This window comes from Ruminococcus sp. OM04-4AA (genome assembly GCF_003462585.1).
GTDB classification, from domain to species: domain Bacteria; phylum Bacillota; class Clostridia; order Lachnospirales; family Lachnospiraceae; genus Mediterraneibacter; species Mediterraneibacter faecis.
Map to the genome: position 1 here is coordinate 47135 of NZ_QTZH01000003.1, position 15855 is coordinate 62989.

Annotated in this window: 16 protein-coding genes and 3 pseudogenes; 17 read left to right on the top strand and 2 right to left on the bottom strand. The window is 41.8% G+C overall.

All coding sequences use genetic code 11. From position 1 onward, the window contains the following. Positions 1-66: 66 nt before the first annotated feature. From DXB52_RS01880 to DXB52_RS16085, 3 genes are read left to right on the top strand one after another with little or no spacing between them, the layout of a single operon-like run. Entirely contained in the window at positions 67-828 is a 762-nt protein-coding gene (locus DXB52_RS01880) for a DUF2953 domain-containing protein (protein ID WP_181989145.1), read from the top strand. A gap of 14 nt (positions 829-842) precedes the next feature. Further along, positions 843-1226 (top strand): GerW family sporulation protein, encoded by a 384-nt coding sequence (locus tag DXB52_RS01885; RefSeq protein ID WP_118106368.1) that lies wholly within the window; start codon positions 843-845, stop codon positions 1224-1226. 39 nt (positions 1227-1265) lie between these two features. Beyond that, positions 1266-1403, top strand: a complete 138-nt coding sequence (locus DXB52_RS16085; RefSeq protein WP_020436619.1) for a hypothetical protein — start codon at positions 1266-1268, stop codon at positions 1401-1403. A gap of 70 nt (positions 1404-1473) precedes the next feature. Here the strand turns inward: DXB52_RS16085 and rpmB are convergent, their stop codons facing one another. Next, a complete protein-coding gene (rpmB, locus tag DXB52_RS01890) occupies positions 1474-1659 on the bottom strand; it encodes a 50S ribosomal protein L28 (RefSeq protein WP_015529161.1) in 186 nt (61 codons plus the stop codon). 185 nt (positions 1660-1844) lie between these two features. Here rpmB and DXB52_RS01895 point away from each other — a divergent pair, with 185 nt between their 5' ends. From DXB52_RS01895 to DXB52_RS01925, 8 genes and pseudogenes are all read left to right on the top strand, one after another. Then, positions 1845-2204 (top strand): Asp23/Gls24 family envelope stress response protein, encoded by a 360-nt coding sequence (locus DXB52_RS01895; protein WP_015529162.1) that lies wholly within the window; start codon positions 1845-1847, stop codon positions 2202-2204. A gap of 12 nt (positions 2205-2216) precedes the next feature. Continuing rightward, positions 2217-3877: pseudogene (locus DXB52_RS01900) on the top strand (DAK2 domain-containing protein). 109 nt (positions 3878-3986) lie between these two features. Next, the gene (locus tag DXB52_RS01905; protein WP_472519903.1) at positions 3987-5372 is read left to right on the top strand and encodes an ATP-dependent DNA helicase RecG; all 1386 of its coding nucleotides are present in this window, start codon (positions 3987-3989) and stop codon (positions 5370-5372) included. 8 nt (positions 5373-5380) lie between these two features. Beyond that, a complete protein-coding gene (locus tag DXB52_RS16500) occupies positions 5381-6046 on the top strand; it encodes a helicase-related protein (protein ID WP_472519904.1) in 666 nt (221 codons plus the stop codon). Between the two features lie 156 nt (positions 6047-6202). Beyond that, positions 6203-6409, top strand: coding sequence for an alpha/beta-type small acid-soluble spore protein (locus DXB52_RS01910; protein WP_015529164.1), 207 nt, complete (start codon positions 6203-6205; stop codon positions 6407-6409). 149 nt (positions 6410-6558) lie between these two features. Continuing rightward, the gene (rsmD, locus tag DXB52_RS01915; RefSeq protein WP_081016831.1) at positions 6559-7155 is read left to right on the top strand and encodes a 16S rRNA (guanine(966)-N(2))-methyltransferase RsmD; all 597 of its coding nucleotides are present in this window, start codon (positions 6559-6561) and stop codon (positions 7153-7155) included. Further along, positions 7149-7639, top strand: a pseudogene (gene coaD / locus DXB52_RS01920) (pantetheine-phosphate adenylyltransferase). Before rsmD ends, coaD begins: the two are co-directional and overlap by 7 nt. Before the next feature lie 2 nt (positions 7640-7641). Next, positions 7642-8229 carry an ATP synthase subunit B family protein gene (locus DXB52_RS01925; RefSeq protein ID WP_015529166.1) on the top strand — a complete coding sequence of 196 codons (588 nt, stop codon included), beginning with the start codon at positions 7642-7644 and terminating at the stop codon, positions 8227-8229. A 13-nt stretch (positions 8230-8242) separates the two neighbouring features. Here DXB52_RS01925 and DXB52_RS01930 read toward each other — a convergent pair whose 3' ends face one another. After that, positions 8243-9199, bottom strand: a complete 957-nt coding sequence (locus tag DXB52_RS01930) for a transporter (RefSeq protein WP_117960356.1) — start codon at positions 9197-9199, stop codon at positions 8243-8245. 127 nt (positions 9200-9326) lie between these two features. Between DXB52_RS01930 and DXB52_RS01935 the strand changes: the two genes are divergently transcribed. The 6 genes and pseudogenes from DXB52_RS01935 (at position 9327) to DXB52_RS01960 (ending at position 15854) form a co-directional block, all read left to right on the top strand. Further along, complete coding sequence (locus DXB52_RS01935) at positions 9327-10709, top strand: RsmF rRNA methyltransferase first C-terminal domain-containing protein (protein ID WP_117960358.1); 1383 nt, start codon at positions 9327-9329, stop codon at positions 10707-10709. Beyond that, positions 10706-11431 (top strand): pseudouridine synthase, encoded by a 726-nt coding sequence (locus DXB52_RS01940; protein WP_117960360.1) that lies wholly within the window; start codon positions 10706-10708, stop codon positions 11429-11431. Before DXB52_RS01935 ends, DXB52_RS01940 begins: the two co-directional genes overlap by 4 nt. A gap of 13 nt (positions 11432-11444) precedes the next feature. Continuing rightward, a pseudogene (locus DXB52_RS01945) lies at positions 11445-13410 on the top strand (YgiQ family radical SAM protein). Positions 13411-13455: 45 nt separating this feature from the next. After that, entirely contained in the window at positions 13456-14214 is a 759-nt protein-coding gene (locus DXB52_RS01950) for an SDR family NAD(P)-dependent oxidoreductase (protein ID WP_015529169.1), read from the top strand. 19 nt (positions 14215-14233) lie between these two features. Beyond that, positions 14234-14812, top strand: coding sequence for a hypothetical protein (locus DXB52_RS01955; protein ID WP_015529170.1), 579 nt, complete (start codon positions 14234-14236; stop codon positions 14810-14812). 13 nt (positions 14813-14825) lie between these two features. After that, positions 14826-15854 (top strand): RluA family pseudouridine synthase, encoded by a 1029-nt coding sequence (locus DXB52_RS01960; RefSeq protein WP_117960362.1) that lies wholly within the window; start codon positions 14826-14828, stop codon positions 15852-15854. The last annotated feature ends 1 nt before the right edge of the window (position 15855 follow it).

Below are 15855 nucleotides of genomic sequence, written 5' to 3' on the forward strand. Positions count from 1 at the left end.
ATAATCTTGTTTTATCCGGTGAAATACAGATTTTCTGCAAAAGGGGAGAATACACTTGATACCCTTGTGGCATATGGAAAGGTCAGTTGGCTGTTTCATCTGATTTCCGGATCAGCGTCTTATGAACATGGAGAATTAAAATGGAAGCTTCGTCTTGCCTGGAAGAAATTTGACAGTTCGGAAGAGGAACAAAAGGAAACGTCAGAGAAGCTGGTGGTTCCTGAGCCGTTGGAAAAAGAATCTTTGGAAGGTAAGAAGACGGAAGTAAAGAATAATCCACCGGAAAAAGATGTGAAAATTGAGAAAGCATCAGAAAAAGAGCCAGAGATAAAAAAAGAGTCAGAGACAGAAAAGACGAAAGTTCAAGAGGAGCGCAGGCCCGAAAACGTACAGACGGAATCTAAATTGAAAAAAATCAAATATACATTTCAGAAACTCTGTGGTACTATAAAAAAAGCAGGAGAGAAAAAAGAATTTCTAACCGCTTTTTTAACTTATGAGAAACATCAACGGGCATTCGAGGCAGTGAAGAAAGAATTATGCCATCTGTTACATGTTCTGAAGCCTAAAAAGCTTCAGGCGAATGTTACATTTGGATTCAGTGATCCTTCCTGGACAGGATATATGTTAGCTTTTCTGGGGAGTATTTACGGACTGATTGGTGAGTATGTTCAGATTCAGCCGGATTTTGAAGAACGAAAGCTGAAGGGAAATGCATCTGCAGAAGGGAAGATCCGGGTTATTTACTTTGCTGTTCCTGCATGGAAGCTGTTTTGGAATAAAGATGTGAAGATTACCTACAAACACATTAGAAAATATATAAAATGAGAGGAGTCAGGATTATGGCAGACGGAAACAAATTTAAAGAAACAGTAGAATCACTCTTTCAGGGAATGGACAGCGTTGTTTCATCAAAGACAGTTGTCGGAGATGCGATCCATATCAATGGAACAATCATTCTTCCATTGGTAGATGTCTCTTTTGGTATTGGAGCAGGTTCTTTTAACGCTGAAAAGAAAGAAAGAGCGGGCGGTGGAATCGGTGGAAAGATCACACCGAGTGCTGTGATCGTTATTCAGGATGGAAAGACGAAACTTGTGAATATCAAGAATCAGGATACAATTACAAAACTTTTGGATATGGTACCTGATGTGGTAGACCGTTTTACATCAAAAGATGAAAAATTAACAGAAGAAGATGTAGCAGATATTCTGGATGCAGAATAAAATAGTTACTAGAATATAGAAAATATTGGGAGCAGTATTGTGAAGAAAGTTTTTGGATTTGCATTGTTTTGGTTTGCAGCAGGAATGATCGTCATGATGCTGCTTTCTGATGTCTTATGGGGAACTGTGATCGCAATTACCGGTATTGTACTGGCATATTGTTTGTTCTGCAGATAAAAAAAGAACTTTATCCGAATAAACAGATAAAGTTCTTTATACCGTGTCATATTGAATCATCAAACGAGAATTAAGCACGCTCAACGAGTCCTGATCTCAGGCAAGAAGTACAAACGTACATTTTCTGAGAACCGCCCTCTGTCTTAACTCTTACAGACTTCACATTTGATTTCCACATTTTTGGTGATCTTCTATGAGAGTGGCTTACATTGTTTCCAAAATGAGCACCCTTTTCACAAATAGCACATTTAGCCATGACTGCACCTCCTAACAATCTAAACTGGTCTTTTAGACTCATAACAATGATATTCTATCAGAAACTTTCGAGTAATGCAAGTGTTATTTTAAAAAAATCAAAACTGTATTGTAAAAAACAAAAAGTAATAGTATAATAGTCATGTTATATATGGAAAGAACCTATAGAATTGGAGGGAATATATGATGAAGGGAAGTATGAGTACAGATCTTGGAATCATTACAATCAATCCTGAAGTCATTGCAAAATATGCAGGCTCAATGGCAATTGAGTGCTTTGGCATAGTAGGAATGGCAGCAGTTAATATGAAAGATGGCCTTGTGCATCTTTTGAAAAGAGAAAGCCTGACAAGGGGAATTCATGTTGAGATCACAGAAGATAATGTAATTACGCTTGATTTTCATGTGATCGTTTCCTATGGAGTGAATATTCTTTCAGTTTCTGACAACCTTATGAATAATGTAAAATATAAGGTAGAAGAATTTACTGGTATGAAAGTAGATAAGATCAACATCTTCGTTGAAGGTGTCAGAGTGATAGATTAAGGAGGAACAATTGTGGCTGTTAAAACGATAAACACCGAATTGCTTCAGAAGATGTTTCTTGCGGGAGCAGCGAATCTTGAGGCAAAGAAGGAGTTCATTAATGAATTGAACGTATTTCCGGTGCCGGATGGTGATACAGGAACAAATATGACACTGACGATCCTGTCAGCGGCAAAAGAAGTAAAGGCGCTGGAGAATCCTGATATGGTGGCGATTGCAAAAGCAATTTCTTCAGGCTCTCTTCGTGGAGCAAGAGGTAACTCCGGAGTTATCTTGTCCCAGCTTCTTCGTGGCTTTACAAAGGAGATCAGGGAACATAAAGAGATTGACACAATTACACTTGCGAAGGCATGTGAACGTGCAACTGCAACTGCTTATAAGGCTGTTATGAAGCCGAAGGAAGGAACAATTCTTACTGTAGCAAAGGGAGCATCCCAGAAAGCGGCAGAGCTTGCAGAGACAACAGAAGATCTGGATACATTTATTTCAGAAGTAATCAACTATGCGCAGGAAGTTCTTGAAAAGACACCGGAGATGCTTCCGGTATTAAAAGAGGCGGGCGTAGTAGATTCCGGTGGACAGGGACTTCTGGAAGTGATGCGTGGTGCATACGATGCATTCCAGGGAAAAGAGATTGATTATTCTGCAATCGAGGCAAGTGCTGGCACAAAGATGGTGAAGCCTTCTGAACAGGCGGAAACAGAGATTAAGTTCGGATATTGTACAGAGTTTATCATCATGCTGGAAAAAGAATTCACAGCGAAAGATGAGACAGAGTTCAAAGCATATCTGGAGTCTATCGGAGATCTATCGTATGTGTAGCGGATGATGATATTGTTAAGATCCACGTACACACGAATGATCCGGGACTTGCAATCCAGAGAGCGCTGACATACGGACAGCTCTCACGTATGAAGATTGATAATATGAGAGAAGAGCATCAGGAGAGATTGATCAAAGATGCGGAGAAGCTGGCTGCACAGCAGGCTGAAGCAAAAAAGGCGGAGCCGCGCAAAGAAGTCGGATTTATTGCAGTTTCTATCGGAGAAGGAATGAATGAGATTTTCCGTGAGCTTGGTGCTGACTACATTATTGAAGGCGGTCAGACAATGAATCCAAGTACAGAAGACATGCTCAATGCAATCGATCAGGTGAACGCAGAACATATCTTTATCCTTCCGAACAACAAGAACATTATTCTTGCTGCCAATCAGGCGCAGACACTGACAGAAGATAAGGATATTATTGTTGTGCCTTCCAAGACAGTTCCGCAGGGAATTACTGCGATCATTAACTATATGCCGGATGCAGACGCACAGACAAATCTGGAAGCAATGATCGAAGGAATTGGAAATGTGAAGACAGGACAGGTTACTTATGCAGTCCGTGATACACACATTGATGACAAAGAGATCCATGAGGGAGATATCATGGGAATCGGAGACAGTGGAATTCTTGCTGTTGGACAGTCTGTGGAAGAGACAACAAAAGAGATGCTTGCACAGCTGGTGGATGAAGACACAGAGCTGATCAGCCTGTATTATGGTCAGGATGTACAGGAGGAGAGTGCAGAGAACTTTGCACAGGAGATTGAAGATTTATATCCGGATGTAGATGTTGATGTACATTCCGGTGGACAGCCAATCTACTATTATGTACTTTCTGTTGAATAAGGAGAACTGTCAGTAAAGAGACAGAACAGCAGTACTGTATTAAAATCAGGAACAGACCGGGACATTTGGGAAAAGTGTTCCGGTTATTTTGTTTAGGAGACAGACATAAATGAGTAAAAAAGCAGGAGTTGGAACAATCAAAGGTGTAGGCGAAAAAACGGAGAAACTCTTCGAAAAAATCGGAGTTTACACAGTGGATGACCTGATTCATTATTATCCGAGAGGGTATGAGATTTTTGGAGAGCCGCTTCCGATCGGTGAAGTGGAGGAAGGAAAAGTCTGCACGATCTGCGGCAGTGTTTTTGGGCGTGTGCAGGTTTCACCGGGAAAAGGAAGACAGATCACGACTGCATATTTAAAGGATCTGACAGGAACAATAAAGGTGATCTGGTTTCGAATGCCGTTTTTAAGAAATACACTTGGGCGAAAAGGAGCAGTTGTTCTCCGCGGCAGGGTTGTGAAGAAAAGAGATTCCCTTGTGATGGAACATCCGGAGATTTACGATCCGGCAGTCCGTTATCAGGAGAAGATCAACACCATGCAGCCTGTTTATGGATTGACAGCAGGTCTGACAAACAATGCAGTAATCAAAGCACTACGTCAGGCATTAGAACAGGTGCGGGAACAGGATGACTTTCTTCCGGATGAATTTACGAAGAAATATCATTTCCGGCCTTATGAACAATCTGTGCGGGAGATGCATTTCCCGGAGAATAAAGAAGCATTTCTTGCGGCAAGACAACGATTTGTTTTTGAGGAATTTCTTGTTTTTATTCTTTCTCTGCGCCAGATTAAAAATACACAGGACAGGATGAAGAACGGATTCCATTTTGAAGATCAGCCTCAAATCAACGAATTCCTGAGACAACTGCCGTATGAACTGACGGCTGCGCAGCTGCGGGTATGGGATGATATGCAGAAAGACATGAAAAGTCAATATGTCATGTCCAGACTTGTTCAGGGAGATGTTGGATCAGGTAAAACAATCGTAGCAGTTCTTGGATTACTGTTTGCAGGATTGAACGGCTATCAGGGAGCGTTAATGGCACCGACAGAGGTACTTGCAAGACAACATTTTGAAAATATCAAAGACATGTTGGAACAGTATCAGATCCCACTGCGGGCAGAACTTTTGACCGGATCTATGAAAGCAAAAGAAAAGAGAGAAGCTTATGCCCGGATTGAGAGTGGGGAATCATCAATTATTATAGGAACACACGCATTGATCCAGGAGAAAGCAATCTATCACAATCTGGCACTTGTGGTGACGGATGAACAGCATCGTTTTGGCGTAAAACAAAGAGAAATGCTTGCAGGTAAAGGAAACCTGCCACACATTCTCGTAATGAGTGCGACACCGATCCCGAGAACACTTGGAATTATTCTTTATGGTGATCTGGATATTTCTGTGATCGATGAGCTCCCGAAGAACCGTCTTCCGATCAAAAACTGTGTTGTGGATACAGGATATCGTCCGAAGGCCTATGAATCATAAGAAAACAGGTGGCACAAGGACGTCAGTGCTATGTGATCTGTCCAATGGTTGAAGAAAGTGAAGCAATGGAAGCGGAAAATGTTATCGATTATTGCGAGATGCTTTCAGAAACATTAGGGGATTCAATCAATGTCAGCTTTCTGCATGGAAAGATGAAGGAAAAAGAGAAAGATGAAGTGATGAATGCATTTGGAAGAAATGAAATCCAGGTGCTTGTTTCAACAACAGTTGTTGAAGTGGGAATTGATGTGCCGAATGCGACAGTGATCATGATCGAAAATGCAGAACGTTTCGGGCTGGCACAGCTTCATCAGTTGAGAGGAAGGGTTGGTCGTGGAAAGTATCAGTCCTATTGCATTTTCATGACAGCATCGAAATCAAAAGAAACGAAGGAACGGTTAGATATCCTGAATCATTCAAATGATGGTTTCTTTATTGCAAGTGAAGATCTCCGACTGCGTGGCCCGGGGGATCTTTTTGGAATCCGGCAGAGTGGCGTGCTTGATTTTAAAGTTGCCGATGTATTTCAAGATGCAAAGTTGCTTCAAAACGCAAGTGAAGAGGCAGACAGACTTCTTCTGGACGATCCGGAACTGGAATTCCCTGAGCATCGCAAATTGAAAGAACATTTACGGATAAAACTGGATGAGATCATGCTGGAAACAACATTGTGATGTTTGCGGATTACAGCAATTGTACAGCAATGGAGCAATTCGGCTGCATCAGTGATTGCCAGAAGTTACCAGTTTAAAATTAATTTTCCTCCACATACTAACAGCGTAACAAAGCTAAATAGTAAAGTTACAAAATGCAAAAGGAGGAAAAAGATCATGGCAAGTCGTTCATCTAACAAAACAGCAGTACCTGAGGCGAAAGGAGCTATGAACAAGTTCAAGTACGAAGTAGCATCCGAGTTGGGAGTTCCGTTAACAGACGGCTACAATGGAGACCTCACATCAAAACAGAATGGTTCTGTCGGCGGTTATATGGTTAAAAAGATGATTGAACAGCAGGAGAAGCAGATGGCAGAAAAGTAACAGGCGAAGAAAAATCGTCTGCAGAAGCGGTTTGCATCAGACAGAAAAGCGGTTCAAAAACTGTCATGTACAGTAAAAAGAACACAAGAAATGAAAAAGAGAAAAGCACTCGGCATTGACCCGGGTGCTTTTTTCTGCTAAAATTCACCATAGTTAATGACAGGAGGTGTCGATATTTGAGAGTAATTGCAGGAAGCGCAAGAAGCCTAAAACTGAAGACTCTTGAGGGGATAGAGACAAGACCGACAACGGACCGGATCAAAGAGACTTTGTTTAATATGATAAGTCCGCAGATGTATGACTGTATTTTCCTTGATTTGTTTGCAGGAAGTGGCGGAATCGGAATAGAGGCTCTCAGCAGGGGAGCAAAAGAAGCAGTATTTGTAGAGAAAAATCCTAAGGCGATGGAATGTGTCAAGGAGAATTTGAAATTCACACGTCTGGAGAAGAAGGGACTTACACTGACAAAGGATGTGATGAACGCATTATATCAGTTGGAAGGTGAAAAGGTTTTTGACTTTGTATTCATGGATCCACCGTATAATATGGGATTTGAGAAAAGAGTTCTGGAATACCTTGCAGGATCGGATCTGATCTATGAAGATACGGTGATCATCGTAGAAGCTTCGTTAGATACAGATTTTGGATATCTTCCAGAATTGGGATATTCTTTGATCAAAGAGAAGAGATATAAGACAAACAAGCATGTATTTATTGAGAAAGCCGGAAAGGAAGAAGTATGTTAAAAGCAATTTATCCGGGAAGTTTTGACCCCGTTACCCGTGGACATTATGATATCATTTGCAGATCTTGTAAAATCGTAGACAAATTAATTGTCGGAGTACTGAATAATAAAGCAAAAATGCCGTTGTTTTCTGTAGAAGAACGTGTTAAAATGTTAAAGGAAGTGACGAAAGATCTGCCGAATGTTGAGATTATACCATTTGATGGATTGCTGGTAGACTTTGCGGAACAGATAGGTGCAGATGTGGTTATCAGGGATTACGTGCGATTACCGATTTTGAATATGAGCTGCAGATGTCGCAGACGAATCAGAGGATGAAGCCTGATATAGAGACCATGTTTCTGACAACAAGTATAGAATATTCTTACTTAAGTTCGACTACAGTGCGGGAGATTGCTGCTTTTGGGGGAGACGTATCACAGTTTGTGCCGGAAGCCGTCGAGATCGCACTCAGAGAAAAGATGAAAGAAAAAAGGAGAGTGTAACAATGAGCAGCCGTATTGAACAGATCATTGAAGAAATTGAAGAATATATAGACAGAGATTGTAAGTTTCAGCCGTTGTCTACAACAAAGATTATTGTAAATAAGGAACATCTGGATGAATTACTTCGCGAACTTCGTATGAAGACACCGGATGAGATCAAACGTTATCAGAAGATTATTGCGAACAGAGATGCGATTCTTGCTGATGCAAAGGCAAAAGCAGATGCAATGATCGAGGAAGCACAGGTTCAGACAACAGAGCTTGTTAGTGAGCATGAGATCATGCAGCAGGCATATGCTCAGGCAAATGAGATCGTAACTCAGGCAACAGCACAGGCACAGGAGATTCTTGATAACGCAACAATGGATGCAAATACAATCCGCGTTGGTGCGATCCAGTATACAGATGATCTTCTTGCAAATGCAGAAAGCATTATCGGACATACTTTGGACAGTTATACAACAAAGTATGACGGATTGATCAATTCTTTACAGGAGTGCTACGATACAGTCCGCTCTAACCGTTCAGAACTTGAAGTTCCATCTGATGACGGATATTATGATGAGAATGGACAGGGAGACCTGAGGTAGTCATTACATTGTATTATAAAAATTTCAGATAGAGAAATGTCAAAAGACTGACTGCCAGTGCGGCGGTCAGTTTTTGTATTATATAAGAAGAAAGTTTAAGTCCTGTACCGGCAATCATGGATTGTGTCTGGGCAACGGAACACCATCCACCAAAAGAGGTAAGTGCGAGAAGCAACGGATAAAGAACCTGGGGGTTGGAAAGACTTTGAGACAGGAGAAGAATTCCGTTTGTCATCTCAAGAGAAGATTTCAGGAGAAGAAAACCAGGTGAACGAATCGGCAGAAGTTCCAATAATGCAAGAAGTACAGAAAAGATCATCAGGTAACCTCCGACTTTTACAAGCGTTTCTGAACTGTTCAGAATACAGGATTCTAACATAGAAAAATTCGTTTTGTGCGTCAGTGGTTTTGAAAAAATGGAATTCTCCTGTGTGAAAACTTCGGACATTTCCGGAAAAATCCAATCTTTATTTTTGATGAAATGTCTTAGAATCCGTTGAAGAAAGCTTAAGAGGATCATAGTTCCGAAAAGAAGCAGTAAAGCGGGAATGCAGAAAGCTTTCTGATGAATTGTATTTAAAACAAGAAAAGTAATAATAAAAGATGGACTTGCATTATTACAGAAGGACAGCAGGTAAGAAGCTTCTTCAAGAGAAATTTTTCCTTGAAGAAGAAGGTCGGCAATGATTTTTGCGCCCATTGGATAACCGCATAAAAAGCCGGACAGAACGGCGAAACTTCCATAGAAAGAAGTTCCAAAGAGCAGATGGAAAGGACGGAAAAGCAGACGGGAGACAACAGCAGCACCATCTGTTTTCAACAAAAGTCCTGTGACAATAAGATAAGGAAAAAGGGTCGGTATCAGAATCTGATACCAGAGAAGCAGGCCATCACAAGCTCCCTGGAATACAGTTTCAGGAAAGAGTAGCATCGTAAAAAACAATGAAAGCAGTACGAGAGCCAGAAGCATAGGAAACCTCCTTTTACAAAAATATTCTATGAAAAGAAAAAAGAAACTATACCGGAGCTATGGAAATATGATATAGTTAAATGTAAAGTATTTTGATCTTGATATTGCAAAGGAGCAAACAATAAATATGAATTTACCAAAAGTATTTGAAGAGAAAATGAAGGATCTTCTTGGTTCTGAATATGAAGCGTATACGGCATGTTATGATGAACCGCGTCACTATGGTCTGCGCGTGAACACAGCGAAGATTTCTGTGGAAGATTTCCTGAAGATCGCACCTTGGCCGTTAGAGCCGGTTCCGTGGATCCATAATGGATTCTATTATGACGGAGATAATATCCAGCCGTCGAAACATCCATATTATTTCGCAGGACTTTATTATCTGCAGGAGCCAAGTGCCATGACACCGGCAGATCGTCTTCCGGTAGAGCAGGGAGACCGTGTGCTTGATGTCTGTGCAGCACCTGGAGGCAAGGCCACAGAACTTGGGGCAAAGCTTGGAGGAACCGGTGTACTGGCTGCGAATGATCTGAGCAGTTCCAGAGCGAAGGGGCTTTTGAAGAATCTTGAATTATTTGGAATCGGAAACGTGCTCATCTTAAGTGAAGAGCCTGGAAAGCTTGTTTCTTATTTCCCAGAGTATTTTGATAAGATTTTGATCGACGCACCTTGTTCCGGGGAAGGCATGTTCCGTAAAGAGAAAAAGATGGTGAAAGCATGGGAAGAACATGGACCGGAGTTTTTTTCAAAGATCCAGAGAAGCATTGTGACACAGGCAGCCCAGATGCTGCGCCCGGGTGGAATGCTGCTTTATTCCACCTGTACATTTTCACCGGAAGAGAATGAACAGACGATTGAATATCTGCTTCAGGAATACCCGGAATTTAAGATCTGTGAGATGGAAGGTTACGAAGGATTTGCAGATGGAATGCCGCAGGTGACAGAAAGCAAGAATCCGGAACTTGAAAAGACGGTTCGTATTTTCCCTCATCGTATGAAGGGAGAAGGACATTTCCTCGCACTTCTTCAAAAGGGTGAAAAACAGGAAGAAGGAAAGAGACTTCCGGAGAGTGGGAAGAACAAGAAGCTTCCGGAAGAATTGGAAGAATTTCTTGGTCATATTGATCGAAAATTCGATTCCTCTCGCATGGATCTGCGTGGAGAGAAAGTATATTATATGCCGGAAGGACTTCCGACACTTCGTGGAATCCGTTTCTTAAGAACAGGCCTACTGATGGGTGAACTGAAGAAGAATCGTTTTGAGCCGAGTCAGGCACTGGCGATGAATCTGAAAAAGGAAGAATATGATCAGGTGATCGATCTTCCATTAGAAGACGAACGCGTTATGAAATATCTGAGAGGCGAGACTTTGGATGTGGAGGATCTTGTGAAGCCGAAAGACAAGGGATGGTATCTGATCTGTGTGGATGGATATCCGCTTGGTTTTGGAAAGCTTGTGAATCAGATGCTTAAGAATAAGTACCTTCCGGGATGGCGGTGGAACTCATGAAACTGAGATTGGATAAATATCTGGCAGACATGGGAATCGGAACACGTACAGAAGTGAAGAAAGCAATCACAAAAGGACAGGTTCGAGTTAATGAAGAGACGGTAAAACGTCCGGAAATCAAGATTGACACAGAAAAAGATCATGTGTTTTACCAAGGACAGATGGTTGCTTATGCAGAATATGAATACTACATGTTAAATAAGCCGGCCGGGGTGGTTTCTGCAACGGAAGATAAAAACGACAGTACTGTATTAGATTTGATTGATGAAAAGCAGAGAAAGGATCTCTTTCCTGTCGGAAGATTAGATAAAGACACAGAGGGACTTTTGCTGATCACAAATGATGGCGAACTTGCACATCAGCTTTTGTCACCGAAGAAGCATGTAGATAAAGTCTATTTCGCCAGAATCGATGGAAAAGTTACGGAAGAAGATGTGAGAAGATTTGCAGAAGGACTTGAAATCGGGGAAGAGAAACTGACACTTCCGGCTCATCTGGAAATTCTGAAAAGTGAAGAGATTTCCGAAATCCGACTGACGATCAGAGAGGGAAAGTTTCATCAGGTGAAACGAATGTTCCATGTAGTCGGAAAAGAGGTTATTTATCTGAAACGCCTGCAGATGGGAAGCCTTGTACTTGATCCGTGGCTTGCATTAGGAGAATATCGAGAATTAACAGGACAGGAACTGGAAGCATTGCGTGACTGTTCATTATTACGTTAAACAGGGAGAAAGCATGAAAGAAAATTTTTTACCAATTACCAGAGAAGAGATGAAAGAGAGAGGATGGGATCAGGTAGATTTTGTCTATGTATCAGGAGATGCCTATGTCGATCATCCATCTTTTGGTCACGCAATCATTACACGTCTTCTGGAATCCAGAGGATATCGTGTTGGGATTATTGCACAGCCGGACTGGCGTAAGCCGGAGAGCGTGCAGGTGTTCGGAGAACCAAGACTTGGATTTCTTGTCTCTGCAGGAAATATGGATTCTATGGTAAATCATTATTCTGTATCCAAAAAGAGAAGAAAGACAGACGCCTATACACCGGGCGGCGAGATGGGAAAACGACCGGACTATGCCTGCGTAGTATATGGAAATCTGATTCGTCAGACTTATAAAAAGACACCGATCATTTTGGGCGGTATCGAAGCAAGTCTTCGAAGAATGGCACACTATGATTACTGGTCAGACAAGCTGAAACGTTCTGTACTGCTCGATTCGGGTGCAGATGTGATTTCTTATGGAATGGGCGAACATTCAATCGTAGAGCTTGCAGAAGCACTGGATGCCGGGATACCGGTTGAGGATATCACGTATATAGCCGGTACGGTTGTAAAAACGAAATCATTAGACAGTATTTATGATGCGGAAATCCTTCCGTCCTTTGAAGACCTCAAAGCGGACAAGATGAATTATGCCCGCAGCTTTTACACACAGTATCTGAATACGGATGCATTTAACGGAAAACGTCTTGTAGAACCGTATTCTGAACATCTGTATGTAGTACAGAATCCGCCGGCAACACCACTGACACAGATGGAGATGGATGATGTTTACTCCCTTCCTTATCAGAGGACTTACCATCGTCTTACGAGGCAAAAGGCGGAGTTCCTGCAATCAAGGAGATTAAATTCAGTCTGATCAGCAACAGAGGATGTTTTGGAGGATGCAGTTTTTGTGCATTGACGTTCCATCAGGGAAGAATTGTCCAGGTAAGAAGTCATGAATCTCTGATTGAAGAAGCAAAAGAAATTACAAAAGATAAGGACTTTAAAGGATATATTCATGATGTTGGCGGTCCGACAGCAAATTTCCGGCATCCATCCTGCAAAAAGCAGATGGAGCATGGCGTTTGTAAAACGCGTCAGTGTCTGTTCCCGTCCCCGTGTAAGAATCTGGACGCAGATCACAGAGATTATGTCAGTCTGTTGAGAAAGTTGAGAGATATTCCAAAAGTTAAGAAGGTGTTTATCCGTTCAGGATCCGCTTTGATTATCTGCTCGCAGATAAGAAGCAGGAGTTTTTAAGAGAGTTGTGTGAATATCATGTCAGTGGACAGTTGAAGGTAGCACCGGAGCATGTGGCAGGGCCTGTCCTGTCTCTGATGGGAAAACCGGAGCACAAAGTCTATGAAGAGTTTACAAGACAGTTTTATAAGATGAATGAGAGAATCGGGAAAGAACAGTATCTGGTTCCGTATCTGATGTCCTCCCACCCTGGTTCTACTCTGAAGGAAGCAGTAGAACTTGCAGAGTACTGTCGTGATCTTGGCTATATGCCGGAGCAGGTGCAGGATTTCTATCCGACACCATCAACTCTTTCCACCTGTATGTATTATACCGGGGTAGATCCGAGAACGATGCAGAAGGTTTATGTTCCGAAGAGTCCGCATGAGAAGGCAATGCAGAGAGCGTTGATCCAATATCGTAATCCGGAGCTGTATGATTTGGTGATTGAAGCACTTCATAAAGCAGGAAGATCTGATCTGATCGGATTCGGACCGAAATGTCTTGTGAGACCGAGACAGATGCGTGGTTCAGGAAATGATAAAAAAGCCGGCAGAAAGGAACCGAAAAAAGGATCAAAAGGTTCGAATGGTCAGAAAAGACAAAACAATTCTGAACACAGAGGAAGAGTTGAAGGGAAAAATAAGAAGAAATCTATCAGAAATGTTCATTCTAAGAAGAATAGAAAATAGGTACATTTAAGTATCTGACAGACAGGATTCAAGAAAGGAAGCAGGATGAAAATTGCAATCGTAACCGGAGCATCTTCGGGAATGGGAAGAGAATTTGTACGTCAGCTTGGATATTTTTATAAAAATCTGGATGAGATCTGGGTGATCGCCAGGCGCAAAGAGCGTCTGGAAGCGCTTGCGAAAGAAAGCAGAGTTCCTCTTCGGATTTTTGCGGGTGACCTTCAGAAGAAAAAGGTATATAAGGAATTGAGAGATGCACTTGAGAAAGAACAGCCGGATTTACGAATGCTTGTGAATTCAGCAGGATTTGGCAAGTCAGGAAGTGTAGAAGAGATTTTGTCTGAAAAATTCCGGATCCAGACAGATATGGTGGATGTAAACTGCCGGTCTCTTACAAGAATGACATTGCTGTGTCTGCCATTTCTGCGTGCTGGCAGCAGGATCGTCAATCTTGCGTCCGCATCTGCATTTTGCCCACAACCGTATTTCTCAGTATATGCGGCAACGAAGTCTTATGTCTTAAGCTTCTCCAGATCATTGGGAGAAGAACTGAGAAAAAAAGGAATTGTCGTCACAGCAGTCTGCCCGGGTCCGGTTGATACAGAGTTTTTCAAGTTTTCCGGGAAACCGCAGAATATCTTGAAGAAACTGACAATGGCGAAGGCAGACAGAGTGGTTCATCAGGCGTTGAAGGACTGCAGATCCGGGAAGTCAGTCTCCGTTTATGGAATCCCAATGAAATTAACTTACTTTGGAACAAAACTGCTGCCGCATGGATTTCTCGTGCGTATGCAGCAAATATGAATTTAGAATAGGATGAAAAATGAAGAAAATACAAAAAGGAAAACCAGGTTATTTGAATTATAAAAGAAAAGTGGAGATTTTAAGAACGGTTATTTATTTTGTAATCGTTCTGGCAATTTTTGCTCTTGGTTACTGGCAGACACATACGAGGCTAAATCTTCTGACAGTTGTTGCTATCCTTGGATGTCTTCCGGCATCAAAGGCACTTGTAGGTGTGATCGCACGTTATCCATATCAATCAATTGAACTGTCACAGGCGAAGGAAATCGCAGGAAAATCAAAACATTTAACAGTTTGTTATGATCTTATAATTACAAGCAAAGAGCATATCATGCCAACAGACTGTATCGTAATTTCGGGACACAACATTTACGGATACACACATTATGAGAAAGTAAATACAGATGAACTTGGAAAGCATATCAAGACAATCCTTGCGCAGAATCAGTACACAGGTTTTACTGTTAAGATCTTAAATCAGTATACACCGTTTCTGGCCCGCGTGGAGGGACTTGAAAATATTGCTGTAGTAGAGCAGGAAGATACGAAAGCAAGAGAACAGGAAATCCGTAATCTTATTCTGAATATATCAATGTAAAGAGGAAAAGACGATGAGAGAGATCAGCATCCAGAAAAATGAGGCAGGACAGCGCATGGATAAATTCCTTGCAAAGTATCTCAATAAAGCGCCAAAAAGTTTTTTCTATAAGATGATGAGAAAAAAGAATATTACCCTGAATGGAAAAAAAGCAGTTGGAAATGAACAGCTGAAACAGGGGGATGTGATTAAGTTATTTCTTGCGGAAGAGACGATTGAGAACTTTATCGATCATTCACAGTTTTCGAAGAAAAAAGCGTCCTCTGCAAGAAAACAGACAGCGGGAAAGAAGGTACAGTTAGATATCTTATATGAAGATGAGGCTGCTGTATTTATCAATAAACCGGTCGGAATGCTCTCCCAGAAGGCATCCCCGACGGATACTTCTCTTGTGGAGTATTTTATTGATTATCTGTTGGAAAATGGGAAAATCACGGAAGAAGAACTGCATACATTTCATCCATCTGTCTGTAACCGTTTAGACAGAAATACAAGCGGAATTGTGGCAGCAGGAAAAACACTGCAGGCATTACAGGGATTAAGCGAGATGTTCCGTGACCGTACACTTAAGAAATATTATCTTTGTCTGGTAAAAGGGCAGGTAAAAGAGAATCAGAGGATTCATGGTTATCTCGTCAAGAATGAAAAGACAAATAAAGTTACGGTGAGTCAGAAAAAGCCGGCTGAACAGACAAAAGATGGGAAAGAAGCATCAGCGATCGATACCGAATACAAAGTACTTGCACGAAATAGAGAAACAACACTTCTTGAAGTGCATCTGATCACCGGTAAGACACACCAGATCCGTGCACATCTGGCATCCATTGGGCATCCGATCGCAGGGGATTACAAATACGGGAACCGGCCATTTAACGATGCTTTGAAAAAGGAATACGGACTTCGTTCCCAGCTTCTGCATGCTTACCGTCTGGAATTCCCGGAGAACTGCGAGGGAGATATCAAACAGCTTTCAGGAAAGATCATCAAAGCACCTGTCCCGGCCTTATTTGAACAAATCTGTAAAGCGCAGGGAGTGATGTGAG